Here is a 24,749-nt window from a genome sequence, read left to right on the forward strand (position 1 = left end):
CGGCACGACCTGGTCGGAACGATCTCTGCGAGTCAGACCGCGAACACCGGTCCGGTCGCCACCGCGAACTGGCACGAGTTGCCGTAGCTGGTGGCGAAGTCGACCTTCTTGCCGTGCCAGTGCCCGGTCGCCGTGACGTAGACCGGGTCGTACTGCAGCGTGCAGGCCCGGTCCGGGCCGACGTCGAGCTTGTCGAAGTCCCCGTTGACCAGTGACAACTCGCGACAGGCCGCCGCGGGCTTGCGGTGCAGGCCACCGGCTGGGCGGCACTGGAGCGTGCCGGTCATGGTCGGCGATTCCGACCCCGTCACGGTGAGGACGAGGGAGGCGGACTCCGGGATCACGTGATGCGCGCTCGCCACGGGTGTGCAGACCACCGCGACGGAGATGCCGAATGCGCCGATGAGCGTCTTACGGAACATGAATGAACACTCCTTCTCCGACGGAGCGGTTTCCGCTCGAATGGATGCGCCGGAAACCGTGTCCGAGCCGTCTCGACGGCCGGACGAATCCGAGCTTAGGCCGATCCGAATTTGCTTTTCCAACCGGGGGGTATCGCGCCGACGGGTCGATCAGTGCTATTCATGGCGCCGCAATCTCCGACACATCAGGTCGGATAGGGTACTTCCTTACACGTACATCGGGTGAAAGGTCCTATAAGTGGGTGGGATAACACGCGCGTCCAAAGCCTCGCGCGACCGTTTGTCCGACCGCATCGCCATCGGGATGCTGATCAAGGCGTTTCCCCCGGACGAGGTCGACGCCGCGATCGATGCGGCCGGGGTACGCGAGCAGCGCTCCAGAGCCCTGCCCGCGCGCACCATGGTCTATTTCAGTCTCGCCATGTGGCTCTTCGGCGGCTCCGGGTACGACGCCGTCCTCACCCGGCTCACCACGGGCATGCGGTGGGCCGGGGTCACCACGGGCAAGCGTGCGGAGCCGAGCACCGGGTCGATCACCAAGGCGCGCAAGCGTTTGGGGTCGGAAGTGATGCGCAGGCTGTTCCTGCGCCGGGCGGTCGCCGACCTCGACTCACCGGCCGTGTGGCGCGGTCTGCGGGTCTGCACGCTCGACGGCGGCACCATCGACGTGCCGGACACGGCGGCCAACCTCGCCGCGTTCGACACCGCCGAGGTGCGCATGGCGGTGCTCGCCGCGCACGGCGACGGAGCGCTGCTCGACGTCGCCGTCGGCAGCTCGGACGCCGAACTCGACGCCCGGCTCATCAGCACGATCTCGCCGGACACGCTCGTCGTCGCGCACCGCGCGGAGCCCGCGTACGACGTGTGGCGGTCGGCGGGGGAGCAGGGCGCGCACCTGCTCTGGCGGACGGGTGAGTCGGTCGAGCTACCCCGGTTGCGGGTGCTGTCGGACCACTCGTACCTCTCGCGGCTGCTGCCCGAGCACGACCCCATGGCGCGCTCGATCGCGGTGCGGGTGGTCCAGTCGTGCGACACGGCGCTGGTCACCACCCTGCTCGACCCGGAACGGGCGCCCGCGGCGGAGTTGACAGCGCTGCACCGGGACCGCTGGCGGTTCGCGTCGGTGTTCGACGCCCTGGAGACCGAGTCGGTGGCGCTGCGGTCGCAGGACCCGCACGGCGTCGCGCAGGAGCTCTGGGCGATGTTATGCGTCTACCAGGCGGTTCAGTCGTGGCGGTGGGACGGTAAGGAAGCGATGGCTGAAAGAATGTGAGGGTGGACGACCTTCGAGTAGCGATCATCGGTTACGGCCTCGCCGGCCGCGCCTTCCATGCCCCGTTCGTCGAGGCGGCCGACGGCCTGCGGGTCGCCGCCGTGGTGACCGGTTCCGCGGAACGGGCCGCGGAAGTCGGCCCGCGGTATCCGGACGCGGCCGTGTTGTCCACTGTGGACGATCTGTGGCGGCGGTCGGACATCGACGTCGTCGTGGTGGCCTCGCCCAACCGGTTCCACGTCGAGCAGGCGAGCGCCGCGCTGGACGCGGGGATGGCCGTGGTGGTCGACAAGCCGGTGGCCGCGACCGGCGCAGAGATCCGCGACCTGGTTCAGCGGTCCGAGCGGGCGGGCCGGATGCTCACGGTGTTCCAGAACCGGCGCTGGGACGGCGATTTCCGCACCGTCCGGCGGCTGATCGCCGACGGCGACCTCGGCGAGATCGGGCGCTTCGAATCGCGGTTCGAGCGCGTCTCCCGCAAGACCCGCACGTCGTGGAAGGTCAGCGCCGACCCGGCCGACCTGGCCGACATCCTCTACGACCTGGGCAGCCACCTGGTCGACCAGGCGATCGTGCTGTTCGGCAAGCCGGTGTCGGTGTTCGCCGAGACCCGGTCGCCGAACCCGGCGGTCTCCGTCGCGCAGGACGCCACGGTCCTGCTCACCCACGCGAACGGCGTGCGTTCGTACCTGCGGATGAGCAGCGTGACCATGCCGGTCGCGCCGCGGTTCGTCGTCGTGGGCGCGGACGCCGGGTACCGGAGTTGGGGACTCGACCCGCAGGAGAAGGCGTCGGTCGAGGCCAGGCTGCCCACCGACGAGGGCTTCGGCGAGTACCCGGAGTCGCAGTGGGGCGAAGTCCTTACCGACGACGGGGTGCGGAAGGTGCCCACCGAGCGGGGCGACTACCTGGCGTTCTACCAGGCGGTCGCCGCGTGCGTCCGAGGTGAGGGCCGGCCGCCGGTGCCGCCCGCCGAGTCGGTGATGGTCGTGGACACCATCGAGGCGGCGCTGCGATCGGCGGCCACGGGAACACCGGTTGAGCTCTGAGGGCCTGGTCGACGACGCGACGCTCGCGCGGTCGTCCGTGGTGGCCAACAACGCGATGAACCGCGGGCGCGGCTTGGACTCCTACCGGCGCGAACTCGGGGTGGATCCGATCGCGTCGGTGGGCGTGGGCGGGTGGCTGGACCTGTGCTGCGGCAGCGGTCGCGCCCTGATCGAGGCCGCGGGTCTGGTGGGCGACGTGCCGCTGGTCGGGGTCGACCTGGTGGACTGCTTCGCGCCGTCCCCGGGCCGGGTCGACCTTCGGGTGGCGTCGCTGTCGGAGTGGACGACCGACGGCCGGTTCGACCTGATCACCTGCGTGCGCGGGTTGCACTACGTCGGCGATCGGCTCGGCCTGCTGGCCAGGGCGGCCTCCTGGCTGGCCGAGGACGGGCTGCTCGTCGCCGACTTCGACGCCGCGGCCGTGCGTGACCCCTTCGGGAAACCGTGGGGGAGGCGCCTCACCGGCGCGCTGCGCGCGGCAGGGTTCGACTACGATGGCAGGCGTCGGCGCGTCTCGATTCGCGGCGGCCGGGAGGTGCGGCTGCCGTTCGCCTACCTGGGCGCCGACGCGGCCGCTGGCCCGAACTACACCGGCCAGGAAGCGGTCCACGCCCACTACGCGTTCGTCGCGACCCCCTGACTTCTGGCGAACGGTCGGGAAACTTCCGGTCGTCCTGGCCGTGGATGGATTCCGCCCGGTTACGCTCGATCTTGCTAGCCGCGCCACCGGACGTTCCCCTGTCGTCCCACCGCGTCCGTTGGGGCACAAGCGTTCCCGCCGCTGCCGCACACCCTCCGACACCCGGAGCGCCCCGGGTTGAAGAGGGCTGCCCACCGAAAGGACACTCCATGCGCACCACCCCGATCAAGGCCGCGATCGTCGCCGCGGTCGCCATTCTCGGTTCCTTATTCGCCACCGGGCAGGCTTCGGCCGCCGTGGAGGAGCGGGACCGGGTGTTCGCCCCGTCGGCGGCCACGCCGATGAGCGCGCTGGTCACCAAGCTCTCCCACAGCGAGGCCGCCGCCCGGTTCCGCGCCGCCGGGATCACCTGGTCCTCCAGCGGCAACTGCAGCAACCGCTACAACTCGACCTGCACGTCCTTCGAGCAGATCAACCTGACCACGGTCCAAGGCGCGGAGACCCTCAAGCGGGCCTCCGGCTGCGCGCTCAACATCACCGGCGGCACCGAGACCGGCCACGCCAGCGGCACCTACAGCCACTGGAACGGCTACAAGCTCGACTACTCGCTCTACACCTGCGTGGGCAACTACATCCGCAACAACTTCAGCTACATCGGCGGCAACAAGTGGCGTTCCGGCTCGGGGAACATCTACTACCTGGAGAGCAACCACTGGGACGTCACATACTACAACTGCGGCGGCTGCTGACCTGACCGGCGTGGCCACGGCCGTCACCAGGCGGTCGTGGTCACCGGCAGGCTCTTGATCCCGTTCTGGAAGTTCGACCGCAGCCGCACCGGCTCGCCCGCGAAATCGAGTCTGCACGGCAGGTCGAGGACCGCCCGGAACATCGCGCGCAGCTGCACACGGGCGACGTGGGCGCCGAGGCAGAAGTGCGGGCCGTGGCCGAAGCTGAGGTGTTCGCCCGCGGGCCGGGTGATGTCGAACCGGTCGGGGTCGGGGAAGACCCGCTCGTCCCGGTTCGCCGAGGAGAACCACACGACCACCTTCGCGCCCGCGGCGATCGGCGTCCCGGCCAGTTCGGTGTCCACTGTGGCCGTCCGGCGGAAATGCATCACCGGGGTCCACCACCGCAGCATTTCCTCCACGGCGTTCGGCAGAAGATCGGGCTCGGCTCTCAGTCGGCGATAAGAGTCCACATGGGACAGCAAAGCGATCATCCCACCGGGAATACCGTTGCGGAGCGTTTCATTGCCCGCCACCGAGAATAGCCAGAACAGATTCTCGAATTCCTCGATCGAGACCCGGCCGCCGTCGTCGTCCACATGCGACATCAGGGTGCTCATGACGTCCTCGCCCGGATGCAAGCGTTTGATCTCGCCGAGCCCGGTGGCGTAGGCGTAGAGGTCGGGCATCCCGTCGCGGGTTCGCGGGTCGGGCATGCGCCCGTCGGCCTCCGGTTTCGGTCGCAGCCGCAGCGCCCGGCGGGCCAGGTCGGTGAAGCCCGCGCCCTCGGTGTCGCTGACGGCGTACTCGGGGTCCTGGAAGCCGATCACCCGGTTGCTCCAGTCGAACATCAGCCACCGGTCCTCGGCGGGCACACCGAAGACCTCCGCCAGCGTGAGCAGCGGCAGGTCGGCGGCGACGTCCTTGGCGAAGTCGAACTCGCCGCGCTCCACCGCCTTGGCGACGAGGTCACGCGCCCAGCCGTCGATCCGGTCGGCGAGGCGGGCCAGCGCGCGCGGGGTGAACGCCCTGGTCAGCAGGCCGCGCAGGCGCGAGTGGTTCGGCGGGTCCTGGTTGAGCATCATCCGGCGCACGTAGTCCAGCGCTTCCGGCGCCGGGTCGCGGATCTGCGTCGCCCCGAGCCACGACGAGTAGACCTCCGGTGTGCGCAGGACGTGGCGCACCTCGGCGTGCCGCAGGATCGCCCAGAACCCGGGACCGTCGGGCTCGTCGACCCAGCGGACGGCGGCCTCCCCGCGAAGACCTGTCAGCAGGGCGTGCGGCACGGCGGTCACGTAGGTGTCCGGGTCGAGAATCGGCGCGGCGTCCATGCCCGCATTCTGTACCGCCCGGCGGTGCGTGCGGCAAGATCAGCGCGTGGACAACTTGTACGTCACGCGGGGCGGCGCCGATGGGCCGACCTTGCTGCTGCTGCACGGCCTGGGTGCGACCGCCGAAGTGTGGGAGGGCGTCACCCCGCTGTGGCCTGGCCGCTGGGTGGCCCCCGACCTGCCCGGCCACGGCCACTCACCCGCCCTGACCCGCTACTCTTTCGGCGGCCTCGCCGCCGAGGTGGCCGGGTCGGTCGACGGGCCGGTCGTCGTGCTCGGCCACTCGCTCGGCGGCGTGGTCGGACTCGCGCTGGCTGGCGGCTGGTTCGGGGTTGCGGTGGCCGCGGTGTGCGGGATCGGCATCAAAGTCAGCTGGACCCCCGAGGACCTGGCGAAATCCGCGCAACTCGCGGCCAAGCCGTCCCGGCTGTTCGCCTCACCCGAGGAAGCCCTCGACCGCGCGGCGAAGGTGGCCGGGCTGCCGTCGGCGTCGATCGACAGCAGGCTCGTCGTGGAAGAGGAAGACGGCTGGCGGCTGAGCCTCGACCCCGGCGCCTTCGCCGTCGGCCGCCCGGACCTCCCGGGCCTGCTCGGCGCGGCGCGGGCTCGGGTGCGGCTGGCGGCGGGGGAGACCGACCCGATGAGCCCGGCGGACCACCTGCGGACGCTGGTGCCGGACCCGGTGATCCTGCCCGGCCTCGGCCACAGCGCCCACGTCGAGGACCCGAACGCCCTGCGACCGTTGCTGGAGGAACTCCTGAGCGCGGTCACGTGATCTTCCTGGCCCGGCACGGGGAAACCCGGTGAAACCGGGCGGGCCGCAAGCAGGGGCAACTCGACTCGCCACTGACCGAGACCGGGTTGGCGCAGGCCCGGCAGCTGGCCGCCGCGGTCGAACAGTTGCGGGTGGACGCCGTCTTCAGCAGTCCACTGGGCCGAGCGGCGAGCACCGCCGCGCGCTGCGGGGCAGCGCTGGGGCTGCCGGTGATCGTCGACGACGACCTCGCGGAGGTGGATCACGGCGAGATGGCGGGTCTGACCTTGGCGGAGATCGAGCAGCGATTCCCCGGTGAGCTCGCCCGCCGCGTCGCGGCCAAATTCGACTGGCGGTTCCCGGGCGGCGAAAGCTACGCGGACGCCAACCGGCGCGCGGCCGTCGCGCTTCGCCGGATCGCCGCGCATGGCGCTCGACGGCCGTTGATCGTCTCGCACGAGATGATCGGCAGGATGCTCCTGCGCACGTTGCTCGCGGCGGACCCGACGACCGTGTTGGCGACGAGCCAGCCCCACGACGTGGTTTACCAGGTCGATGCGCGGGTGCGGGAGTGGATCAGGATCGCTGTGCCTGGGCTCCCGGCGGACCGGGAGCCCAGGGATCGTGCGAACTAGTTCACGCCGACCAGGTCGACCACGAAGATCAGGGTCTCGCCCGGCTTGATGGCGCCACCGGCGCCCCGGTCGCCGTATCCCAGGTGCGGCGGGATGACCAGCTTGCGCCTGCCGCCGACCTTCATCCCCGCCACGCCGCGGTCCCAGCCCGCGATGACGCGGCCGCCGCCCAGCGGGAAGCTGAACGTGTCCTGGCGGTTCCAGGAGGCGTCGAATTCCTCGCCGGTCGAGTGGGCGACGCCGACGTAGTGCACCGTGACGAGCTGACCGGGCTTGGCCTCCTCGCCGTCGCCGACGGCGATGTCCTCCACCACCAGGTCCGCGGGCGGGGCGCCCTCGATCGGGTCGACCTCGGGCTTCTGCAAAGCCATGCTCACTCCTTGCGATTTTCGGATCAGTCGCCGCCATCTTGCCCCGACCGGGACAGTCCACGCTTGACGACCCGCCCAAGGCGTAACACCCCGTGCCCCGCCGGCGACTTCACCATCGCGGCCCTGTCACCCCCCGACGGCAGGGTCGCGCCTCTCTTTTCGGCCCCACCCGCGGTCCTCATCGGACGCGCGCGAGTCGCGCTGAACGCCCCATGTTGAAGGTCTCTGTGCGCCAGTTGATCAGCTTCCGGTGATCGAGGCGAATTCCGAGAGGCGTGTCGTTACGCCTTGACATTCCGGGGCATGCGTGAATGCTTAAGCATGTGCTTAACCAACGCGGCGATCTCGACAAGGTCTTCCACGCCCTGGCCGACCCGAGCAGGCGGACCATGGTCGAGCGGTTGGGCAGGGGACCGGCATCGGTGAGTGAACTGGCCAAACCGCTGGCGATGTCACTGCCCGCGGTGGTGCAGCACCTGGCGGTCCTCGAAGCGAGCGGGCTGGTGAAGTCCGAAAAGGTCGGACGGGTCCGCACCTGCCGCGTCCAGCCCAAGGTGCTCGACATGGCCGAACAGTGGATCACCCAGCGCAAGGCGACCTGGGAGAACAGGCTCGACCGGCTGGGCGACTTCCTCGCCGAGACCGCCCCGGAAGCAGAAACCGAATCCGAAGAGAACGGAACACAGTCATGAGCGTCACCCACGCGACCTTCGTTGTCGAGCGCGTGTACCCGGCGACACCGGAGCGCGTCTTCAACGCCTGGGCCGACCCGGAGTTCAAGGCGCGCTGGTTCGCAGGCCCGCAAGACTGGGAGAACACCCCGCTGAGCCTCGACTTCCGCGTCGGCGGCGAGGAGTCCAGCAGTGGCGGCCCCAAGGGTGGACCCGTCCACACCATGCGCGGCCGCTACCAGGACATCGTGCCCAACGAGCGAATCGTCTCCTCGTACGAGATGTACATGGACGACCAGCGCATCTCGGTGTCGCTCGCGACCGTCGAGATCACGCCCAAGGGCGACGGCACCCTGCTCACCTACACCGAGCAGGGCGCCTTCCTCGACGGCCTCGACCAGCCCAAGTACCGCGAAGAGGGCACCGCCGAACTCCTCGACGCCCTCGGCGCCGCCCTGGACCGCGAGAACGTCTGACGGGATGCTGGGCCGCCTCGGCGGCCCAGCCCTGGTCTGTCTCCTGGCTACGTCAGGGAGGTCAACCCCGGGCGGCGTTGCGCCAGGAGAGCCCCTCGGACGACGAGCTCTTTTACAGCGCCGCCATCCGTCCTGTTAGGAGCTTTTCGGTGGGGCTGTCGTCGGCGCGGACGAACTGGATCAGTCCGTCGCGGCGGCCGAGGCTCACGCATTGGTTGAAATAGCGAAACTTCAGCGGGCGGGCCTGCTTCCCGGCCATCCGGTCGCCGATCGCTCGCACGGCGTAAACCGCGCACGGAATGCCGGTGGCACAAGCCATCCGCAGCTCCTGGCCGTTCGACATGTGGGCCGCCGCGGCGTCGCCGACGCCGTAGACGTCCGGGTGCGACACCGAGCGCAGGGTGTCGTCCACGACCATCCGGCCGTGCTCGTCGACGTCGAACCCGGCGGCACGGGCCAGCGGTGACACCCGGAAACCGGTCGTCCACACGACAGTGTCCGCGCTGAGGTGCTCCCCGTCGGCCAGCACCACCCCGTCGGCGCGCACCTCGGCGACCCGCACCTCATCGCGCACGTCGATGTTCAACCGCTCGAACACCCGGCGGACGTGCTTGCGCCCGCGCTCCGAGAACGCGCCGCCGAGGACGCCGCCGGTGACGAGGCGGACCTTGAGGTCGGGGCAGGTCTCGGCCAGCTCGGTGGCGGCCTCGATCCCGGTGAGCCCGCCGCCGACCACGGCCACCGTGCCGTGCGCCCGTTCCCGCAGGGTCGCGGCCTGCTCCAGACCGGCCACGGCCACCGCGTGCTCGCGGACACCGGGGACGGTGTCGAGGTCGGCCTGGCTGCCCAGGGCGTAGACCAGCGTGTCGTAGGGGACAGGTTCGGGCCGGTTCGCGAGTCGGACCGTCTTGGCGTCGGCGTCGATCCCCGTGACCTCGTCGACGACCAGGCTGACGCCGGTGCCGTCGAGCAGGTCGGTCAGCCGCCGGTCGCCGAGTTCCTGCCCGGCGGCGAACTGGTGCAGCCGGACCCGCTCCACGAACCGGTCACGGGCGTTGACCAGGGTGACCGTCGCGCCGGCATGGCCGGCCGCCAGCTTGGCGGCGAGGAGGCCGGAGTAGCCGGCGCCAAGAACCACGATGTGCTTCGTCATGTCCATCTCCGTTCGTCACCATGTGGACACCGTGGCGCGCCGAGATGTGACAGCAGGGAAGGCGACGTGGGTCACATCAGCCCGGACAGCTTGTAGAGGGCCAGAGATCCCGCCACCGCCACGTTGAGGCTCGCCCCGACGCCGACCATCGGGATCTCCACGCAGGTGTCGAGCAGCTCCAACGCCGCGGGTGGGATCCCGCTCTGCTCGTGGCCCAGGACCACCACCGTCCTGGTCCGCGCCGCACCGACATCGGCGAGCCGCACGGCCTCGTCCGCGAGTTCGACCCCCACGATCCGCGCGCCGCGCTCGCGTTGGCGGCCGAGCCAACCCAGTGGATCGCCGGTCCAGTGCACGCAGATCGGTTTGCGCAGGGTGTTTCCACGAGCGAGCGCCTCGGGAACCCAGGGAAAACGAGGCAGGACAAGACAAGCGCCGACGGCGTCGCAGGTCCGGGCGAGCGTGCCCAGGTTGGCGCCGTGAAGGGGCCACAGCGGGGCGGCGTAGAGGTGGTCCCAGCAGGAATGCCTGCGGGAACGGCGGGAGGACCGGATCTCGGACGGGGTGCGGACCCGGATGGCCCGCTAATCGCCTGGCGGAGGAAGGCCTCCAGCTCAATGTTCTCACCATGTCACACGGCGATTCGCGGCTCGCCGGGGCCATCGTCGACCAACACCGCGATCAGCGGCGATGGAGATCGTACTCGGATTCCGCTCAGGGGGCGTGAAAGTCGGTGACCGGCTCGGGCCAAGAGGGGCGTTTCACTGATCGCCGGTGCGGCCGCGCAGGACGAGGTAGGTCGTGAGCGCGGTCAACGACGGACCGTCGCTGACCTGGCCGCCCGCGATGAGTTCCGGCAGGTCTGCGAGATGCACCCATTCGACGCGACTGGCTTCCGCGCTGTCATGCGCCGCTGCCTCATGGACATCCGTGGCGAGGAAGACCCGGTAGAGCTGGTCACTGATCCCCGTCAGCGGGCTGTAGACGACCAGCGGGGTGATCGTGTCGGCGCGGTAGCCGGTTTCCTCCAGCACCTCGCGGCGTGCGGCCTCGGCCGGATCCTCGCCGTCGTCGGCCCAGCCTGCCGGAATCTCCCAACCCCAGCGGTCGGTGGTGAACCGGTGGCGCCACAACAACAACGCCCGGTCGTCTCGCACAACCACCGCGCCGGTCGAGACGCGGGGAAATCTGACCACGTGGTGCTCGAATCGAGGGCCACCGGGGACCTCCACGTCGTCAAGATCGACGTTGACCCAGTCGGAGGCGAACACGCGGCGCGTGCCGTGCCTCGTCCACCGTGCGGCGTCGTCAGGCACGGACCACCTCCCGCAGACAGGCGTCGAGGTTCTGCAACCCAGCTGGGCCCGACAGACGCACCAGGTCCCGGCGCAACTCGCGGGCGCGCACGATGATCGGTTCCACCATCGCGTCGCGCGCCCAGTCAAGGGCAGTGATGGCGACACGGGACGCCTCCTCGGTTTCGCCGTCGTGCACATGGCAAGTGGCGAGGTCGAGGCCGAGAAGTGCGCGCCCCTTCGAATCGTGGGCCGCTCGTCTGGCAAGAGCCTCGCGCAGAACGGGTGCCGCGCGGGTGGTGTCGCGCATCGCCAAGTAGGTGGAACCCGCCAGCCCGTTCAGGCGGGCGGCGTCGAAGAAGTCGGTTCCGGTGCCGGGTTCACTGACGCGGTCGACATGCCGGTGGGCCGCGTCGAGGGCGCGGTGGGCACAGTCGAAATCGCCGAGCGCCGCCGCGGTCCGCGCTGACAGCGCGGCGATCCAGGCTTGGCGGCGTCGGCTGGGCTGGATCGCTGCCTGCTGCTCGGCGCGAACTAGGAAGGCGTGTGCCGCGCCGTAGTCGCCCGCATAGAAGGAGGTGATCGACCGGGTGGCGAGGACCCAGGAGGTCAGGTCGGGTGTGTCGGCTTCGCGCGCGGCCAGTTCGGCGACATCGAAATACCGGGCGGCGTCGACTGGCTTGTTGAAATCGGTCCACAGCGAACCGGCCAGACCGGTGAGCAGGCCCATCAGCGCGGATGCCCGCTGCCGCAACGACAACGGCATCGGCTGAGTCAACGCGCCGTTCACGTGGGTGATCAACGCGCTGACTGCCGGCCACAGCTCCGCTGGAGCGGTTTGCGGGTAGCGCTTGGCGTAGCCATAGGCCGCCTGCTCCAGGTGATCGAGCGCGGCGGCGTCCAGGCTTGACCTGGTGAGGGTGGCTGCGATCGCCCACGGCGGTGGGCTGGGCGTGGCTGGAGGGCCGGTCGGCGGGCTGGGTGTCATGACCGCCCTGCTCGCCGGCCGTAGACCGAGTTCGGTGTCTGTGGCCGCACCGAGCACGTGGCGCAAAGCTGACCGGTAGTGCGCGCCGGGCCAGCGCACAACGCCGCGTTCCCAGCGGGCCACGGCCCGCGCGTCCAGATCGAAGCGTTGACCCGCGGTGTCCCAGAGCCAGGCATTGACGGTCTCAGCCAATTCGGCGCGGCTCATCGGCCCACCCGGCACGCGCCGCGACGGAAGGCGTTCGCGGGCAGCGCGGAGTTGGCCATTGGGCTCGGACACCCGCCGAGTGTAACCGGGCAAGCCCGGAGCGTAGGGGATCTGATCTGTTCCGCGATGCCCCGGCATGCCCCGTGATCTGCGCTTCTGAGAAATGCCGCGCACGATGATGCTCGAGGCATGATCGTGCTCGTAATCCTCGGAACCGCGACCTTGCTCGCGATCGCCGCAGTCGTGGCCGAAGCTGCTCGCGCCACTTGTCCCGGTCGCGACCGTCCACGGAAGCCCGAGCGGTCCGCCATGCCTCTGCCGAGCGTGGGCCGGACGACCGAGCGGGTGGGTAGCCAAAGCCCTGGCCATGCTCGCCGCCAAAGCGCCACAGGTCTCGGCGGCGATCGTGCGCGAAGATCTAACAGCCGAACAACTCGACGCGCTGTTGGCGGTTCTCACTGCCACCACTCACCACGTGCGGGCGTTACGTTTCCGTTGGTTCGGTAGGGCGATCGACGGGTGACTACAGGGCTCAGTCGAAACGTCGCGGGGCCATCTCGCCTGCCGAGTTCGCGTTATTCGGCGAGTTTGGGGGCGTGTCAAAGTTACGCGCGTCAGCGGCGATTGGAGGTCGTACCGGCCGCCGTCACGTAACAGGCGACGTGTGGTCATCGAGACTCATGCGGTGTTGAAGGACGTGTGACCGGCACGATGGTCAGCAAGTCCTCAAGCCCGGTGAAGTCCGCCGGATTGGTGGTGAACAAAGGGATGCCCTCTGCGATCGCCGTGGCGCCGATCATGAGGTCGATCATCCTGCGTCGCGGTTTTCGTCCGGCGGTGATCACCGCAGCGGACACTCGGCCGTAGATCCTGGCCGCTTCGGCGTCGAACGGCACCGGATCGAACTCGTTCTCAGCACGTTGCAGAACGTCCAGTCTGCGGGCACGTTCGGCGTGCTCGTCGTACGTGTCCTGCTCGTCGTTGCGGCGGACTTCATGTGGTCCGGCTGAGAGTTCGGCGAGGGTGATCGCGCTGATCGCCATCTCGTCGGGCAGTTCCGTCGGGTCGATCCATCGGCGCAGGATCAAGATGTTGGTGTCGAGCAATCCTTGCGTGTGGCCGTTACCGCTCATAGGGGTCACTGGCCTTGAGGTCGACGGCCGCTTCCTGATCAGCCCGGAACGCGTCGATATCCATGGGTGCGGCGGTGCGTGACATGGCGGCGAACTCCGCTCGCGCGACAAAGCGTCGGCGCCGACGAAGGGGGATCAGTTCGCCGATCTGATGACCGTCGCGGGTCACGGTGAACGATCGCCCGTCCTCGACGGCGTCCATGATCTCTTTCGATCTGTTACGCAGGTCGCGCTGGGTGATCTCGGGTTGTGCGGCCATACCACGGGATTCTACGCGCGCATGGCACTCGGTGCTACACCGTGGCACATTGTGTTCAGCCGCCGGGCCGGCCGGCCCGGCGGCTCGAAAACCGCGGGCCTCACCAGCCGCGTTCGCGCCATTCGGCGAGCTTCGGACGTTCGGCGCCGAGGGTTGAGTCGTCGCCGTGGCCTGGGTAGAACCAGGTGTCGTCGGGGAGCACGTCGAAGATCCGCGACGACACGTCGTCGATCAGTGACGTGAAGTCCTTCGGGCCGTTTGTCTTGCCGACGCCGCCGGGGAACAGTAAATCACATAAACGGTGAACACGGGCTAGCCTGATCCCCATGGACGAGGTGGTTGGGGTCTACGCCCGCATCAGTGAGGACCCGTTAGGGCTCGAAAAGGGCGTCAAGCGTCAAGTCGCCGATGGTGTTGCCCTGTGCGAACAGCGTGGCTGGACGATCTACGACAAGTTCGTCGACAACGATCTATCGGCACTCAAGGGCGGCGCACGGCCGGAGTACGACAGGCTGATCGAAGCTGCGGTCGCAGGAAAGATCTCGCGGATCGTGGCGTTCCAGATGTCCCGGTTGTGGCGCAACCGTCGGGAGCGCGCCGACGCGATCGACAAGCTGTCCAAGGCGGGCGTGTCGGTGGTCTTGGTGAAGGGCTCAGATATCGACCTGACCTCCGCGTACGGCCGCGCGCTGGCTGGCCTTCTGGGTGAGTTCGACACGATGGAGTCCGAGGTCAAGGCCGAGCGAGTGGAGGCTGCGGCAAGGCAGCGCGCAGAAGAGGGCAAAGCCAACGGCGCGGTCGCCTACGGCTGGCGGAGGGAGAAGATCCAGAACGACAGCGGCGAGGTCGTGGATTGGTACGACGAGGTCGAGCCCCAGGAGGCCGCCATCGTCAGCGAGATTGTGGATCGGCTGTTGGCCAGGGAGTCTCTGAACGCGATCACGGCAGACTTGAACGAGAGGGGCATCCCGACGCCACAAGGCGGTGGCAAGGCCTGGCGCACCAGCTCGGTGCGCAAGCTGGCATTGCGTCTGGCGAACGTCGCCAGGCGAGTACGGGGACGGCAGGACTTCGGCCCCGCCGCTTGGCCCGCGATCATCGAACGCGACCGGCATGACCAGGTGGTCGCACTGCTCAACGACCCGTCGCGGGTCAAGACCCGCGGTGGCGCGCGACAGCATCTACTGACCTTCGGCATTGGCCGGTGTGGCAAAGCGGGATGCGGCGCACGATTGCGCGTAGCCCAGAAGTGGATCAATCCCCGTCGCAAAGAGCTAGGCAAGGTACCGCTCTACGTATGCGACGGCCCTTCCTCGTGTGTGGGTCGACGTCAAAGCTGGGTGGACGATCTTGTCGATCGCGTGATTGTCCGACGGATGCAGGAGCCCGACGCCCAAGACCTGTTGACCCGAGACGATGACAAAGCGCGGGCGGCTCGTGAACGTGTGGAGACGATCCGCGCGCGTCTCAACGGCGCGGCCGACGACTACGCGGATGGGATCATCGACCGCGAGCAGTTGCGAAGAATCACGGCGACTCTGCGCCCGGAATTGGTGAAGGCCGAACAGGACTCGATGCGCGCAGTCCAAGGAATTCCGCCGGACATGCTGGGCAAGTTGGTTGGCGCCAAGGCGGGGGAACGCTGGCACGAGTTGAAGGTGACTCAGAAGCGCGCCTTGCTGGATGCGATGGGCGTCGTGGTGACCATCCTTCCGGCCCGAGGCGGCGCGGGGTTCAAGCCGGAGTCGGTCGACGTACAGTTCGTAACGCATGAGGAACACAGCGCAACGGGCGAAGTGGATTCCGTTCCGACAGAATCGATGAATCGTCGCTGACCCACGCGAGTCGTTAGACCGATCGTCCTGTGTGGTCTAACGTGGTCCTATGGGGGCTGGTGAAGGCGCCAGAATCGTGGGGGCGCGATCTCCGCAGCGGTTGGCAGTGCCGTTGTCCGTCACGCCGGATTGCTATTCGGTTGGCGAGATTCGACGGGCGGTCAGCGGTTTGCGCACGTTTCGTCGTGTGCAGGCGGAGATTCCCGACGCCGAGTGGCCGCAAGGTCTGGCAGCAGGGTTCGAGGCGTTCGTCGATCGCGACGACCGTGCACGGGCGCGAATCACGGCTGGACATGCGAAACGCCGGAGTCTGCTGAGACGAGCGGATGCGTTGCCGTTCACGGTGCATGATGACCTGTTCGCGTTGTCCGACAAGGAACTGGCCGTTGCCACGCCGCGCAACCTCGGCGTCACCGTGTCCTACCGTCCAAGCGCCTCACGAGCCCAGCAGGAGAAGGTGGTCGGCGATGTCGAAGCCGTCATCCGGCTGATCAGGCTCCTGCTGGTGCTCGCCGCGTTGGGTGCCCGAACGTATCCGGCCGCGCTCCTACCGCTGCTGCTCTGGATCTTCGGGCTGAAAACCGTTGTGTCCCTGCCGACGTGGCCGGTGTCGAACGCGCCGCCCCTGCGAGTGAAGCGTCCGCCAGGTCGCCTGGTGCTCGCCGGGCCGTGCGTCCCTCGCGCGCCTGGTCGCAGCCGGTCCCTCGCCGCTCAATGCAGCGAGGGCCGCGTCGGGCCGTGCGCGCTTGGGGGAGCGCTTTGACCACATAGCCTGTCGTGGCCTTCCCGCATCGGAAGGGCCACACAGTGGCAGACAAGAACATCGAACCCGCCTACCTGTCCGTGGGGAATGCGGCCGCACGCCTCTCGGTGTCCGAGGCGACGATCCGCCGTGCCATCAGATCTGGCGGGCTTGCGCACGTCCGTATCGGCCGGACTGTGCGTGTCGCCGTGACCGACCTCGACGCGTTCGCCGCCGAGCGGCGCGTGTCCGTCAAGGGCGGTGAGACCCGGTGACGGGCCGCCGGAGACTGTCCAACTCGGACGGACGGTCATGTCGAACACGACGCGCACTGACTGAGACCCAGGCGGCTGTTGAGCCTGGCCTGGAAGCGTACGTCGAGCGGATCGTGCGCTCGGCACCGCCGTTCACCGCCAGTCAACGCGCGCGCATCGCCGCGATACTCAACGGCGCTGTGCCCGCCAAATGCACCAACCGCATCGCGGCCGACCATGGAGGCGACCGCGCATGACGCCCAGCGAGGAGGCCAACGAACCTACGAACAAAACGAATGAACTGCCGCTCGCTCCACCAGCGATGGACCCAGTCGTCTACCGCGGGGTGCTGGGTGAGCTCGTGAGAGTCGCTGACCCGACGACCGAGGCGGACCCGGTCGGAGTGCTGGTGTCGCTGATGGCCAACGCCAGCGCCATCATCGGCAGCGGGCCGTACGTGCAGATCGGCAACACCCGCCATCCACTGACCATCTGGCCGCTGCTGTTCGGTCGCACCGGCGCCGGTCGCAAAGGCGAGGCCACGGAAACCGCGGACTTGCTCACCCTGGCGGCGATCCCCGAGGCCTCAGTCCTGTTCGTCGGTGGTCTCTCCTCTGGAGAAGGTCTTATCGAACGCATCCGCGACCCACGGGACGAGAAGGATCCAGGCGGAACCGAGGACAAGCGGTTGAGGATTCTCGAAGCCGAGTTCGGGTCCGTCCTGGCCCGCGCCAAGCGGGAGGGCAACACGGTCGGAGCGGTGCTGCGCGAAGGTTGGTCAGGCAAGCCACTGGCGCTGATGAACCGCAACGCCGTGCGAGCCTCGTCCTCGCACATCGTCATCATCGGCCATGTCACGCCCAGGGAGTTTCGACTCAGATTGGCCGAGACCGAGATGGCAGGCGGCACGTTCAACCGCTTCCTGCCTGTCTTTGTCGAGCGCTCGAAACGCCTGCCCATCCCGGAAGGGATCGCGCCCGACATTCTGTCGACGTTGGCCGCGCGCCTGGGCGAAGCCATCGCGCGGGCTGCCCGCCACAAAGCCGTTGGCTTGGACCAAGGGGCAGCCGATCTGTGGACTGAGGAACTGTACGACGACCTGTCCTGCGCCGATGACGAGGAAGGGGCTTGGACGGAGTTCGCCCGTCGTGCGGTGCCGTACTGCCGTCGCATCGCAGCCTTGTACGCGGTCTTGGACGACCGTCCGCTTGTCGGCGCGGGCGACCTCAAGGCCGCCGCGGCCCTGGTGCGCTACTCGATGGGTACGGCCAAATTCGTACTCGACCGGACGTTACGAAACCCCAGGGTGGACACCCTGCGCCGGGCTCTGGACGGGGCTGGCGAAGCCGGGATGAGTCGTGGGGCGGTCTCGGCATTGTTCGGACGCAATCTCTCCAGACAGGTGCTCGACGGGCTGCTTCGCGAGGTTATGGCCTCCGGCCAATACGAGGAGTTCAGGCATTCGGGGGAGCGCGGGCGACCGTCGGTCCGGTACCGCCCTGTCACGTCGTCGCCAACCGTAGTGCGGCGACTTGCTTCGTTTCCTTCGTCCGTTCGTAGTGCAGATCGGACGAACGCGAGCCTTGGGCCTCCACCTGTACCGCGGTCAGCAAGTTAGGCATCCGGTAACCGGATGTCAGGCCACGGCCAACGGCTGCGGCCATAGCGACGGCGTGCGGGGGCACGCCTCAACACGATGGGGGATTGATGACGCAACGGAAGACGCGGCGGCAGCGTCGCGTGAAGGGCGGCTCGCCCGTCAGCATCCACGTCCGCACGACCGAGTCGACCTACACGGCTCTTGTCGTCCGGGCGGCGTTCGCGGGCTTGTCCGTGCCGCGCTACCTGATCGAGTCGGCTCTGCGCTCGTCGACGACCGGTTGGAGTCTGCGTGAGCAACGGTGGTGGGCAGAACGACTCGACACCGTCGAGACCCGGCTGATTCGGATCGGCGTCAACCTCAACCAGATGGCGGCGGCAACGAACAGCACCGGACAACCGCCGCAGGGACTGCATGCCGCCCTGGCGTACCTCGCCGAGACCGTGAACCAGCTCCAGGGCGTGCTCACCGCGATCGACCCGGCAGACTCCTCGCGCGAGCCGTCACCGTGATCGCCAAAGCACCGGCGAAGGGCAGGTACGGGAAGGACACCTACGGGTTGTTGCGTTACCTGTTCGGTCCGGGCAAGAGCAACGAACACACCAACCAACACTTGGTGGCGGCGTGGGATCCGGACAGGCTGGAAGGTGGGGTGTTCGCCGAGCGACAGCGAGGCTGGCTGGCCCGATTGGCCCGTGAGATCGACGCACCGATGACAGGTCATGCCGTGCAACTGGACGGCGGACACGTCTACCACCTCGTGCTGTCCATCCCGAGACAGGACGGTAACTTCGGCGATGCCCAGTGGCGCGAGCTTGTGGAGGAGGCCATGGACCGCATGGGCTTCGGCCCTACCGAGGACGGCCGGGGTGGGTGTCGATGGGTAGCGGTGCACCATGGCCCGAGCAAGGAGGGCAACGACCACGTCCACGTCGCGATCAACCTTGTCCGGGGCGATGGGACGGTCGCCGACACCTATCGGGACTGGCCGCGCTGGCGGCTTTGGTGCCGGGAGGTCGAACAGCGCCTCGGCCTCACTCCGACATCGCCGGCGAACAAGACGGCGGCGGTCCGTCCAACACGCGCCGAGGTGGAAAAGGCCGCTGGCGGTCCGCTGCCCGAACCAAGTCGCATCCTCCTGCGCAAAGCGGTCCGTGTTGCTGCGGCCAAGGCGTCCTCGGCGGCGGAGTTCATCGAGCTGCTGGGACAAGACCTGATGGTGTCAGTGCATGCCCGATGGGACGACGAAGGCCGCCTGACCGGCTACCGCGTCGCCTTGTTCGGGGACTGGAGCACTACCTCGCCGGACGGCCGGGTCTGGTTCAGCGGCAGCAGCCTCGCCCACGACTTGTCAGCGCCTAAGTTGGTGAACCGGTGGGCGAGTACCCGTCTCCCAGCCGACGCGAATGACATATCAATGGAGAGGCGCCGTGGGGCGAGTGATCCGCTGACGAGGGCGGCGAGGTCGACCGATAGCGCCCGACAGCACCTCTCGGCGCTCATCGCAGCGGGCGACGTCTCGGTAAACGGCGGTGGCGACGATGTCGCTCATGCCGCGGCGGACATGCTCCTCGCCGTGTCGAACGTGTTCGGTGGCTCAACGTCGAGCGCTTTGGCCAAGGCGGTCGCTGCTTATGAGTGGGTCGCTGTGGCTCCCCATCGGGTCCAACCTGTCAGGTGGGCGGAGGTCGCCGTGGAGCTCAGGTCCGCGGCCCGAGACCTGCACAGGGTGGGCAGGCTGTCCAAGCGCGCAAGCACCGGAGCTTCCGCCATCGCGCTCATCCTCACTCTCGCTGCACTGCTGGCCGAGATCGCGGCATGGCGACAACTGACCGGACAGTCACACCAAGCCGCCGCCGCACATCACGCAGCGAATCTCGTGAATGCGGACATTGCCGTTCGAGCGCCTCACGACTCGGCGCCGCATCATGTTCCGTCGGGTTCACCATCGCGCCGAGCGGCAACGACATCTGGCCAGCCGGATCAACGGCGCACGGCCCTAGAGCGACCTCACATCGGAGGACATGGGCCGCCACGAGACTTTCGTCCCGGTCGGACACGCTGACAGCGCTCCCTTGTGACGGACCGTCGTCGATCACATGGCTTCTGTAACTGAGCCAAGTGGCTCGCCGTAAGCTAGACGGCGTGACGGAACAGTTGACGGTGGCAGTGGGCCGACGCGCGGCGAGGGCGATCTTGATCGATGATCGGGGTCGGCTGGTGTTGATCAAGCGGACGAAGCCGGGGCAAGCGCCGTACTGGACAGCGCCTGGTGGCGGCGTCGAGGACGCGGATGCTTCAGTGGAGGCGGCGTTGTACCGCGAGTTGGTTGAGGAGTTGGGGGCGGAGGCCACGAACGCTTCGCAGGTGTTCCTGTTCAGCTCGCCGTCGGACCGGGGCGTCGCGGTGCAGCACTTCTTTGTGGCGCGGCTTGCAAGCCTGGACGAGTCGGCCCGCAGCGGCCCGGAGTTCAGCGATTCGTCGCGGGGCGGGTACGAGTTGGACCGGGTTGCCCTGCGCGGAGACGACCTGGCGGCGATCGACTTGAAGCCGACCGCGTTGAAGGAGTTCATACTCGCCAACCGGGAAGCTCTGCAGGTCGAGGCGGGCGTAGTCTCCTGATCCGCGGCTACGTGCCCCACCGCAGGTAGGCGGGGTTGCTGCGGCCGGGCAGTGCGCGCAGGGTGCCATGGTCGGTGCCGAGAGTGTCGCGTAGTGCTGCTGTTTCCCCTGGCCACTTGGCGTGGGCGAGTTCGTCGAAGGCGAGCACGCTGCCCTTGGTGAGGTACGGCCGGATCGCTTCGATCGTGTCGCGGGTCGGCTCGTAGAGGTCGAGGTCGAAGTAGGCCAGCGCGACGACGGTGTGCGGGTTGTCCGTCAGGTAGCGCGGGAGCGTTTCACGCACGTCGCCTTGGACGATGAAGGTGCGTCGGATGTGGCTGAGGTGCTCACCCTGCTCGTGCGCGTCCAGTACGTCGCGAAGATGGCGTGGGTAGACGTCGGTGAGCGCGAACCTGCCCGCAACGGCGCTGGGGCTGGTCGTGTCGATGTCGGTGACGTCGGGGAATCCGGTGAAGGTGTCGAAGCCGACGATCCGACGGTGCGGGTTGTACGGCTCGTAGACACCGCGCAGCGCGGTGAGTGCGGCCAGGTGGCGTCCGCGGTGCACGCCGAACTCCATGATCACGCCGGGCACGCCGAGGATCATCCGGTAGAGCGCGTCCAACGAGAGCAGGTCAGTCAGTGGCTGCCTGCGCAGGTACAGGGCCAGGTTGTCTACCAGTTCATCGGGCGGGATCGGCGTACTGGCCACCAGGTGGGCGAGCCGATGGCGGACCGTCCGCTCGTGCTCCGACTCGTGCGGCAAGGTTCCCTCATCGGGCTGCTGATCATTGATCACGTGGGCTCCCCGGGAGGTGCCGCCCACAGGTGGGCGGGGGCAAGACGGAAATCGCTGGCGTAGCCGAAGACGTCGACGGAGTGGCTGTAACCGTGGTGCAGGGCGGCGACAGCACCGATGAGCAACCGGTGGGACACGATCAGCACTTGGCCATGCTCGGCGGCGAGACTATGGGCGATGTTCTCCGCTTCCTGAGCGCGATCGGCGAACGCCCGGAGGCTTTCCCCGCCTGGCAGGGCGCTGTCAGGATTGTGGGCGCGTTGTTTCCGCCAGGTGATGTAGTCGGGTGGGTACTGGTTGGGCGCGAGACCAAGCACAGAGTGCGGGGCTTGCCATTCGGCGAGCGCGCCAATCGGCTCCGCGAGGCGGGTGTCAAGTGTGCTGGCGACGATGGCGGCGGTCTGGCGGGCGCGGCGCAGTGGACTGGACGCGATGAGCACCGGTCGCCAGCGGTGTGTGTACAGCTCGTTGGCCGTCAGTTCGGCTTCGACCGTGCCTGCGATGGTGAGCGGGCTTCCTGGGCGGGCGTGGGCGAGGGGACGGCAGAGCCCGTCGTCGCATGTGCCGTGGCGCATCCAGAGTGCGGCGGGGGTCATGTCATGCACCAGCCCCCGTCGATGGTGAGGCACTGGCCGGTGATGAACCCGGCATCGGGGGAGATGAGAAAGTCGACGGCGGCGGCGATGTCCTCGGGCTGGCCACGGCGTTTGACACATTGTCGGTCGAGCTGCCGCGCGACCATCGCGGCGTGGTCCGGGACGACGGCGTGTTCGGCGGGCACCTCGATCGAGCCCGCGCGGACGCAGTTGACGGTGACGCCGGACGACCCGAGTTCTCGGGCCATGGCGCGGACGAGTCCTTCGAGGCCGCTCTTGGCCGCGATGTACGCGGCGAGGTCCACGCGGCCGAGTTGGGTGAGCACTGAGGACACGGTGACGATGCGGCCCGCGCCGCGTGCGGCGAGGGCCGGGGTGACAAGCTGGGCGCAGGCGGCGTGGGCGATCAGGTTGATCTCGATCTGCTTGCGGAAGGTATCGAGGTCGAGGGTGTTCCAGGGGGTACGCGGGTAGGCGCCGGCGTTGGACACGAGGATGCTCAGCCGGTCGGTGGCGCGCTCGACTTCGCGTGCGAGTGCGTCGATCGTCAGCGGGTCGGTGAGATCGCCCGTCACCGCTACAGTGGTCGCGCCACGTTGTTCGACTGCGGCGAGCACGGTGCGCAGGTCCAGATCGTCATGGAGGTGGGTGACGATCAGGTCGTAGCGGTCGGCAAGGCGTGTGGCGATCGCCGCGCCGATGCCGGAACCGGCTCCGGTGACAATGGCGATGGGGCGGGCCACGTCAGTTGGCCTCCGTTCGAGATGGTGTGAGCGCGAGGAAATCCGGCAGTGCCGTGGCCGGGTCCAGTACTTGGGCCAGCAGAGCGATCGAGAGCGCTGTGTCGCGAGGTTCGAGATCGGCGAGGTGATAGACGGCAATCAGTCGCATCACCAAGTATGGGCGCAGCCAGGCCATGAGGTCGTCGATGCCGAGGTAGCGGGCGATGGGGTAGACGATGTCGTCGAGGTAGCGGCGCAGGACATGTCGGCGGGCAGAGCTCGGAGTGTGCCGATAGTCGATCGCCAACGATGATCCGTTGTGCTCGACGGTGACGGCAGGCTCCGCAAGGCTGGCCGTGGCAAGCGCTGAGGGATGATCGCGGAACGCGGCGCGGTTGTAGCGGGGGGTGAGCCATGCGCCGTGAAGTTGTTGGTAGAGAAGGAAACAAGCGAACTCGCCGGGTAGCGCGTTAAGTCCTCCGGTGTCGTAGTCGAACCACACCGGTCCACCCGCTGGCGACCAGCCGATGTTGATGTCAGTCGGGTCGCCTTGGGTAATGGCTGCCCAGACCGGACTCTTGCGGGCGAAGTGAACCCGCAATTGGATCATCACGTCGGCGAAGTCAACGGCGTGTTCTCGACCGTTGACGACCAGTCGAAGGTCCGAGAGATCCTGCGGGCGGACTCTTCGGGCGCCTGTGGTGGTCAGCCACGGTGCGTTGGGGCTGTAGTAGCGGTCGAGGCGACCGTCGGGCGCAACGCGGTCGCCGTAGAGCTTGCTGACTGTCTCCTTGTTCGTAGTGCGCCGCAGGGTGCGGCTGATGACGTCCTGGTAGTGGCTGAACACGGCGGTCAGGCAGGCGTCGAGGCGGTTCGTGCCGCCGACGTGGTCCGCATGGGTGATCTCGTCGAGCAGGAGGCCGCTATCGTGGCCTAGATGCGGCCACCGCTCGTAGGCGAGCAGGGTCCAGCGGCCGAGTCGCCGCGCGCCATGCAGTCTCGGCATCGGGTAGACGCCGCGGAGCCGAGCATGCCCGCCGTATTCGGCGTCCGCCTCGTCGTGGTGCGGGTTGGCCTTGACGAACAGCGCGTGTCTGGCCCAGTCGACGTGCCAGGTGTGGTTGGCGGTGAAGCGTCGGTGGTTGGTGATCCTCAGCATGACGATTCACCACCATCCGACGAGTTCACTCGCGAAGTCAGCGATGCACTCGGCCGGGATGCTGGTGAGGCTCGAAGGCCACAGCGCGTCGTCCAGGTGGTCGTGGACAGGGCAGCGATCAGCGAGAGACAGCATCTGGGAAAAGGGAGTTGCGATCGCGTGGTGGCGAGCGGTCCCGGTGGTCCACTTGGTGTGCGCGTGGCGCCCGTAGAGCCCGATGACGTGGGGGCTGGTCCCGTCCGGGCGCTCGGTTAGGGCGGCAAGATGGGTCAGTCCGGTGTCGTTGCCGATCACGACCTCGGCGGATGCAAATACGTCCAGGCAGTCCACCGCGTCCACAGCCGTCAGAATCTCGATGTTGGCGATTGGTGTGGGATCGGCGTCAATGCTCGTGATCAGCGTGAAGGTCCACGGTACGGGGAATCGGTGGGCGAGGACTGCCGCGATGTTGGAGAAACCGCTTGCGCCGTAGTCCTTCCGGCTTGGCCAGCTGGTAGCCGTGACGAACACAACGTGGAACGGTCGTGCTCGCTCACATGACTCGAATGTGGGGACCGGTGCATGGTCGGCAATGAGTCGGACGCCAAGGATTTGTTCTGCGGCGAGGTAGTACCGCATGGGCAACGAGGCATGGACCTCGACCAGGTCGTCATCCAGAACGTCGAGCCATGCGCGTGGTCGTTCAGGGATCGCGAGGAAATTGAGTCCTGCGGAGTGTCTCGTGTGGACTATGTGTGGCCCGTTGGTGAAGCTCGTCTTCAGGGGCAGCCGACACCGCTGCATCAGGCGTGCGCGCGGCCCCTGGTAGTGCAACTCGCTGTTGCGCTCGGTCCCCTCGGCCAGCGCCTGAACGAGCCCGAGCGCGAGCAGGATGTCACCGAGACCGCGCTCACCGAGGACTACCGACCAACCGAGGTGGCTGATCGCCCTCGCGCCGTTGGTGTGGGCGGGAAGTTCCCCGGCCGCGCGCCGGTAGGACAGCGCGCGGGCCAGGGGCGCGCTCTGACGGGGGACGATGACCCGCCCGCCGCGTTGCCGCTTCACGGTGTCGATCGT

General features: G+C 68.1%; 28 protein-coding genes and 2 pseudogenes. 15 read left to right on the forward strand and 15 right to left on the reverse strand.

What is annotated here, in order from left to right; all coding sequences use genetic code 11:
• Positions 1-32 precede the first annotated feature (32 nt).
• On the reverse strand, positions 33-422 hold the full coding sequence (locus ACRDSQ_RS31640; protein WP_431426200.1) for an SSI family serine proteinase inhibitor: 390 nt from the start codon (positions 420-422) through the stop codon (positions 33-35).
• A gap of 280 nt (positions 423-702) precedes the next feature.
• Between ACRDSQ_RS31640 and ACRDSQ_RS31645 the strand changes: the two genes are divergently transcribed.
• The 4 genes from ACRDSQ_RS31645 to ACRDSQ_RS31660 all read left to right on the forward strand — a co-directional run bounded on the left by ACRDSQ_RS31645 (position 703) and on the right by ACRDSQ_RS31660 (position 4,133).
• Positions 703-1,695 carry a transposase domain-containing protein gene (locus ACRDSQ_RS31645; protein WP_431426202.1) on the forward strand — a complete coding sequence of 331 codons (993 nt, stop codon included), beginning with the start codon at positions 703-705 and terminating at the stop codon, positions 1,693-1,695.
• Between the two features lie 2 nt (positions 1,696-1,697).
• Positions 1,698-2,744: a Gfo/Idh/MocA family oxidoreductase gene (locus ACRDSQ_RS31650; RefSeq protein ID WP_431426203.1), complete on the forward strand. Its 1,047-nt coding sequence runs from the start codon at positions 1,698-1,700 to the stop codon at positions 2,742-2,744.
• Positions 2,734-3,384 carry a class I SAM-dependent methyltransferase gene (locus tag ACRDSQ_RS31655; protein WP_431426205.1) on the forward strand — a complete coding sequence of 217 codons (651 nt, stop codon included), beginning with the start codon at positions 2,734-2,736 and terminating at the stop codon, positions 3,382-3,384. The genes ACRDSQ_RS31650 and ACRDSQ_RS31655 overlap by 11 nt, the downstream gene beginning before the upstream one ends.
• A 209-nt stretch (positions 3,385-3,593) precedes the next feature.
• Positions 3,594-4,133 (forward strand): hypothetical protein, encoded by a 540-nt coding sequence (locus tag ACRDSQ_RS31660; protein WP_431426207.1) that lies wholly within the window; start codon positions 3,594-3,596, stop codon positions 4,131-4,133.
• A 23-nt stretch (positions 4,134-4,156) separates the two neighbouring features.
• Here ACRDSQ_RS31660 and ACRDSQ_RS31665 read toward each other — a convergent pair whose 3' ends face one another.
• Positions 4,157-5,443 (reverse strand): cytochrome P450, encoded by a 1,287-nt coding sequence (locus ACRDSQ_RS31665; RefSeq protein ID WP_431426209.1) that lies wholly within the window; start codon positions 5,441-5,443, stop codon positions 4,157-4,159.
• Positions 5,444-5,489: 46 nt separating this feature from the next.
• On the opposite strand from ACRDSQ_RS31665, the gene ACRDSQ_RS31670 reads away from it, so the two are divergent.
• On the forward strand, positions 5,490-6,218 hold the full coding sequence (locus ACRDSQ_RS31670; RefSeq protein ID WP_431426210.1) for an alpha/beta fold hydrolase: 729 nt from the start codon (positions 5,490-5,492) through the stop codon (positions 6,216-6,218).
• A 44-nt stretch (positions 6,219-6,262) separates the two neighbouring features.
• Positions 6,263-6,832 (forward strand): annotated as a pseudogene (locus ACRDSQ_RS31675) (histidine phosphatase family protein); the annotation flags it as partial.
• On the opposite strand, the gene ACRDSQ_RS31680 reads toward ACRDSQ_RS31675, so the two are convergent.
• Complete coding sequence (locus ACRDSQ_RS31680; RefSeq protein WP_431426211.1) at positions 6,829-7,203, reverse strand: FKBP-type peptidyl-prolyl cis-trans isomerase; 375 nt, start codon at positions 7,201-7,203, stop codon at positions 6,829-6,831. The pseudogene ACRDSQ_RS31675 and the gene ACRDSQ_RS31680 overlap by 4 nt on opposite strands.
• A 323-nt stretch (positions 7,204-7,526) precedes the next feature.
• Between ACRDSQ_RS31680 and ACRDSQ_RS31685 the strand changes: the two genes are divergently transcribed.
• Both ACRDSQ_RS31685 and ACRDSQ_RS31690 read left to right on the forward strand, forming a co-directional pair.
• On the forward strand, positions 7,527-7,895 hold the full coding sequence (locus ACRDSQ_RS31685) for an ArsR/SmtB family transcription factor (protein ID WP_431426213.1): 369 nt from the start codon (positions 7,527-7,529) through the stop codon (positions 7,893-7,895).
• The gene (locus ACRDSQ_RS31690) at positions 7,892-8,350 is read left to right on the forward strand and encodes an SRPBCC family protein (protein ID WP_431426214.1); all 459 of its coding nucleotides are present in this window, start codon (positions 7,892-7,894) and stop codon (positions 8,348-8,350) included. The genes ACRDSQ_RS31685 and ACRDSQ_RS31690 overlap by 4 nt, the downstream gene beginning before the upstream one ends.
• Before the next feature lie 112 nt (positions 8,351-8,462).
• Here ACRDSQ_RS31690 and ACRDSQ_RS31695 read toward each other — a convergent pair whose 3' ends face one another.
• From ACRDSQ_RS31695 to ACRDSQ_RS31725, 7 genes and pseudogenes are all read right to left on the reverse strand, one after another.
• Entirely contained in the window at positions 8,463-9,503 is a 1,041-nt protein-coding gene (locus tag ACRDSQ_RS31695) for an NAD(P)/FAD-dependent oxidoreductase (RefSeq protein WP_431426215.1), read from the reverse strand.
• 71 nt (positions 9,504-9,574) lie between these two features.
• Positions 9,575-10,081, reverse strand: a complete 507-nt coding sequence (locus ACRDSQ_RS31700) for a TrmH family RNA methyltransferase (protein WP_431426258.1) — start codon at positions 10,079-10,081, stop codon at positions 9,575-9,577.
• A gap of 183 nt (positions 10,082-10,264) precedes the next feature.
• Complete coding sequence (locus ACRDSQ_RS31705; protein ID WP_431426217.1) at positions 10,265-10,819, reverse strand: NUDIX hydrolase; 555 nt, start codon at positions 10,817-10,819, stop codon at positions 10,265-10,267.
• Entirely contained in the window at positions 10,812-12,452 is a 1,641-nt protein-coding gene (locus ACRDSQ_RS31710) for a hypothetical protein (RefSeq protein ID WP_431426219.1), read from the reverse strand. Before ACRDSQ_RS31710 ends, ACRDSQ_RS31705 begins: the two co-directional genes overlap by 8 nt.
• Before the next feature lie 209 nt (positions 12,453-12,661).
• On the reverse strand, positions 12,662-13,126 hold the full coding sequence (locus tag ACRDSQ_RS31715; RefSeq protein WP_431426220.1) for a type II toxin-antitoxin system VapC family toxin: 465 nt from the start codon (positions 13,124-13,126) through the stop codon (positions 12,662-12,664).
• On the reverse strand, positions 13,116-13,385 hold the full coding sequence (locus ACRDSQ_RS31720; protein WP_431426222.1) for a type II toxin-antitoxin system Phd/YefM family antitoxin: 270 nt from the start codon (positions 13,383-13,385) through the stop codon (positions 13,116-13,118). The genes ACRDSQ_RS31715 and ACRDSQ_RS31720 overlap by 11 nt, the downstream gene beginning before the upstream one ends.
• A 100-nt stretch (positions 13,386-13,485) precedes the next feature.
• Positions 13,486-13,677: pseudogene (locus ACRDSQ_RS31725) on the reverse strand (MBL fold metallo-hydrolase); the annotation flags it as partial.
• Positions 13,678-13,711: 34 nt separating this feature from the next.
• Here ACRDSQ_RS31725 and ACRDSQ_RS31730 point away from each other — a divergent pair.
• The 7 genes from ACRDSQ_RS31730 (at position 13,712) to ACRDSQ_RS31760 (ending at position 20,438) form a co-directional block, all read left to right on the forward strand.
• Positions 13,712-15,220 carry a recombinase family protein gene (locus ACRDSQ_RS31730; protein WP_431426223.1) on the forward strand — a complete coding sequence of 503 codons (1,509 nt, stop codon included), beginning with the start codon at positions 13,712-13,714 and terminating at the stop codon, positions 15,218-15,220.
• A 112-nt stretch (positions 15,221-15,332) separates the two neighbouring features.
• Positions 15,333-15,983: a hypothetical protein gene (locus ACRDSQ_RS31735; RefSeq protein ID WP_431426225.1), complete on the forward strand. Its 651-nt coding sequence runs from the start codon at positions 15,333-15,335 to the stop codon at positions 15,981-15,983.
• Between the two features lie 44 nt (positions 15,984-16,027).
• Positions 16,028-16,237, forward strand: coding sequence for a helix-turn-helix domain-containing protein (locus ACRDSQ_RS31740; protein ID WP_431426226.1), 210 nt, complete (start codon positions 16,028-16,030; stop codon positions 16,235-16,237).
• A gap of 232 nt (positions 16,238-16,469) precedes the next feature.
• Positions 16,470-17,834 (forward strand): DUF3987 domain-containing protein, encoded by a 1,365-nt coding sequence (locus ACRDSQ_RS31745; protein WP_431426228.1) that lies wholly within the window; start codon positions 16,470-16,472, stop codon positions 17,832-17,834.
• An 89-nt stretch (positions 17,835-17,923) separates the two neighbouring features.
• On the forward strand, positions 17,924-18,328 hold the full coding sequence (locus ACRDSQ_RS31750) for a plasmid mobilization protein (protein WP_431426229.1): 405 nt from the start codon (positions 17,924-17,926) through the stop codon (positions 18,326-18,328).
• Positions 18,325-19,881 carry a relaxase/mobilization nuclease domain-containing protein gene (locus ACRDSQ_RS31755; RefSeq protein WP_431426231.1) on the forward strand — a complete coding sequence of 519 codons (1,557 nt, stop codon included), beginning with the start codon at positions 18,325-18,327 and terminating at the stop codon, positions 19,879-19,881. Before ACRDSQ_RS31750 ends, ACRDSQ_RS31755 begins: the two co-directional genes overlap by 4 nt.
• An 80-nt stretch (positions 19,882-19,961) precedes the next feature.
• The gene (locus ACRDSQ_RS31760; RefSeq protein WP_431426232.1) at positions 19,962-20,438 is read left to right on the forward strand and encodes an NUDIX domain-containing protein; all 477 of its coding nucleotides are present in this window, start codon (positions 19,962-19,964) and stop codon (positions 20,436-20,438) included.
• A gap of 7 nt (positions 20,439-20,445) precedes the next feature.
• Here ACRDSQ_RS31760 and ACRDSQ_RS31765 read toward each other — a convergent pair whose 3' ends face one another.
• The 5 genes from ACRDSQ_RS31765 to ACRDSQ_RS31785 are packed head-to-tail and all read right to left on the reverse strand — an operon-like array spanning position 20,446 to position 24,737.
• On the reverse strand, positions 20,446-21,216 hold the full coding sequence (locus ACRDSQ_RS31765; protein ID WP_431426234.1) for a TylF/MycF/NovP-related O-methyltransferase: 771 nt from the start codon (positions 21,214-21,216) through the stop codon (positions 20,446-20,448).
• Complete coding sequence (locus ACRDSQ_RS31770) at positions 21,213-21,812, reverse strand: histidine phosphatase family protein (protein WP_431426235.1); 600 nt, start codon at positions 21,810-21,812, stop codon at positions 21,213-21,215. The genes ACRDSQ_RS31765 and ACRDSQ_RS31770 overlap by 4 nt, the downstream gene beginning before the upstream one ends.
• Positions 21,809-22,555 carry an SDR family NAD(P)-dependent oxidoreductase gene (locus tag ACRDSQ_RS31775; RefSeq protein ID WP_431426237.1) on the reverse strand — a complete coding sequence of 249 codons (747 nt, stop codon included), beginning with the start codon at positions 22,553-22,555 and terminating at the stop codon, positions 21,809-21,811. Before ACRDSQ_RS31775 ends, ACRDSQ_RS31770 begins: the two co-directional genes overlap by 4 nt.
• A gap of 1 nt (position 22,556) precedes the next feature.
• Complete coding sequence (locus ACRDSQ_RS31780) at positions 22,557-23,693, reverse strand: hypothetical protein (RefSeq protein WP_431426239.1); 1,137 nt, start codon at positions 23,691-23,693, stop codon at positions 22,557-22,559.
• A 6-nt stretch (positions 23,694-23,699) separates the two neighbouring features.
• On the reverse strand, positions 23,700-24,737 hold the full coding sequence (locus ACRDSQ_RS31785) for a glycosyltransferase family 9 protein (protein WP_431426240.1): 1,038 nt from the start codon (positions 24,735-24,737) through the stop codon (positions 23,700-23,702).
• Between the last annotated feature and the right edge of the window lie 12 nt (positions 24,738-24,749).

Source organism: Actinokineospora sp. (assembly GCF_050699995.1).
Classification (GTDB): Bacteria; Actinomycetota; Actinomycetes; order Mycobacteriales; family Pseudonocardiaceae; genus Actinokineospora.

Bases quoted from the DNA above. Each gene is read 5' to 3' on its own strand.
- ACRDSQ_RS31640 (WP_431426200.1), bottom strand. From the start codon at position 422: ATGTTCCGTAAGACGCTCATCGGCGCATTCGGCATCTCCGTCGCGGTG.
- ACRDSQ_RS31660 (WP_431426207.1), top strand. From the start codon at position 3,594: ATGCGCACCACCCCGATCAAGGCCGCGATCGTCGCCGCGGTCGCCATT.
- ACRDSQ_RS31665 (WP_431426209.1), bottom strand. From the start codon at position 5,443: ATGGACGCCGCGCCGATTCTCGACCCGGACACCTACGTGACCGCCGTG.
- ACRDSQ_RS31680 (WP_431426211.1), bottom strand. From the start codon at position 7,203: ATGGCTTTGCAGAAGCCCGAGGTCGACCCGATCGAGGGCGCCCCGCCC.
- ACRDSQ_RS31690 (WP_431426214.1), top strand. From the start codon at position 7,892: ATGAGCGTCACCCACGCGACCTTCGTTGTCGAGCGCGTGTACCCGGCG.
- ACRDSQ_RS31695 (WP_431426215.1), bottom strand. From the start codon at position 9,503: ATGACGAAGCACATCGTGGTTCTTGGCGCCGGCTACTCCGGCCTCCTC.
- ACRDSQ_RS31715 (WP_431426220.1), bottom strand. From the start codon at position 13,126: ATGAGCGGTAACGGCCACACGCAAGGATTGCTCGACACCAACATCTTG.
- ACRDSQ_RS31720 (WP_431426222.1), bottom strand. From the start codon at position 13,385: ATGGCCGCACAACCCGAGATCACCCAGCGCGACCTGCGTAACAGATCG.
- ACRDSQ_RS31730 (WP_431426223.1), top strand. From the start codon at position 13,712: ATGGACGAGGTGGTTGGGGTCTACGCCCGCATCAGTGAGGACCCGTTA.
- ACRDSQ_RS31745 (WP_431426228.1), top strand. From the start codon at position 16,470: ATGACGCCCAGCGAGGAGGCCAACGAACCTACGAACAAAACGAATGAA.
- ACRDSQ_RS31750 (WP_431426229.1), top strand. From the start codon at position 17,924: ATGACGCAACGGAAGACGCGGCGGCAGCGTCGCGTGAAGGGCGGCTCG.
- ACRDSQ_RS31770 (WP_431426235.1), bottom strand. From the start codon at position 21,812: ATGACCCCCGCCGCACTCTGGATGCGCCACGGCACATGCGACGACGGG.
- ACRDSQ_RS31780 (WP_431426239.1), bottom strand. From the start codon at position 23,693: ATGCTGAGGATCACCAACCACCGACGCTTCACCGCCAACCACACCTGG.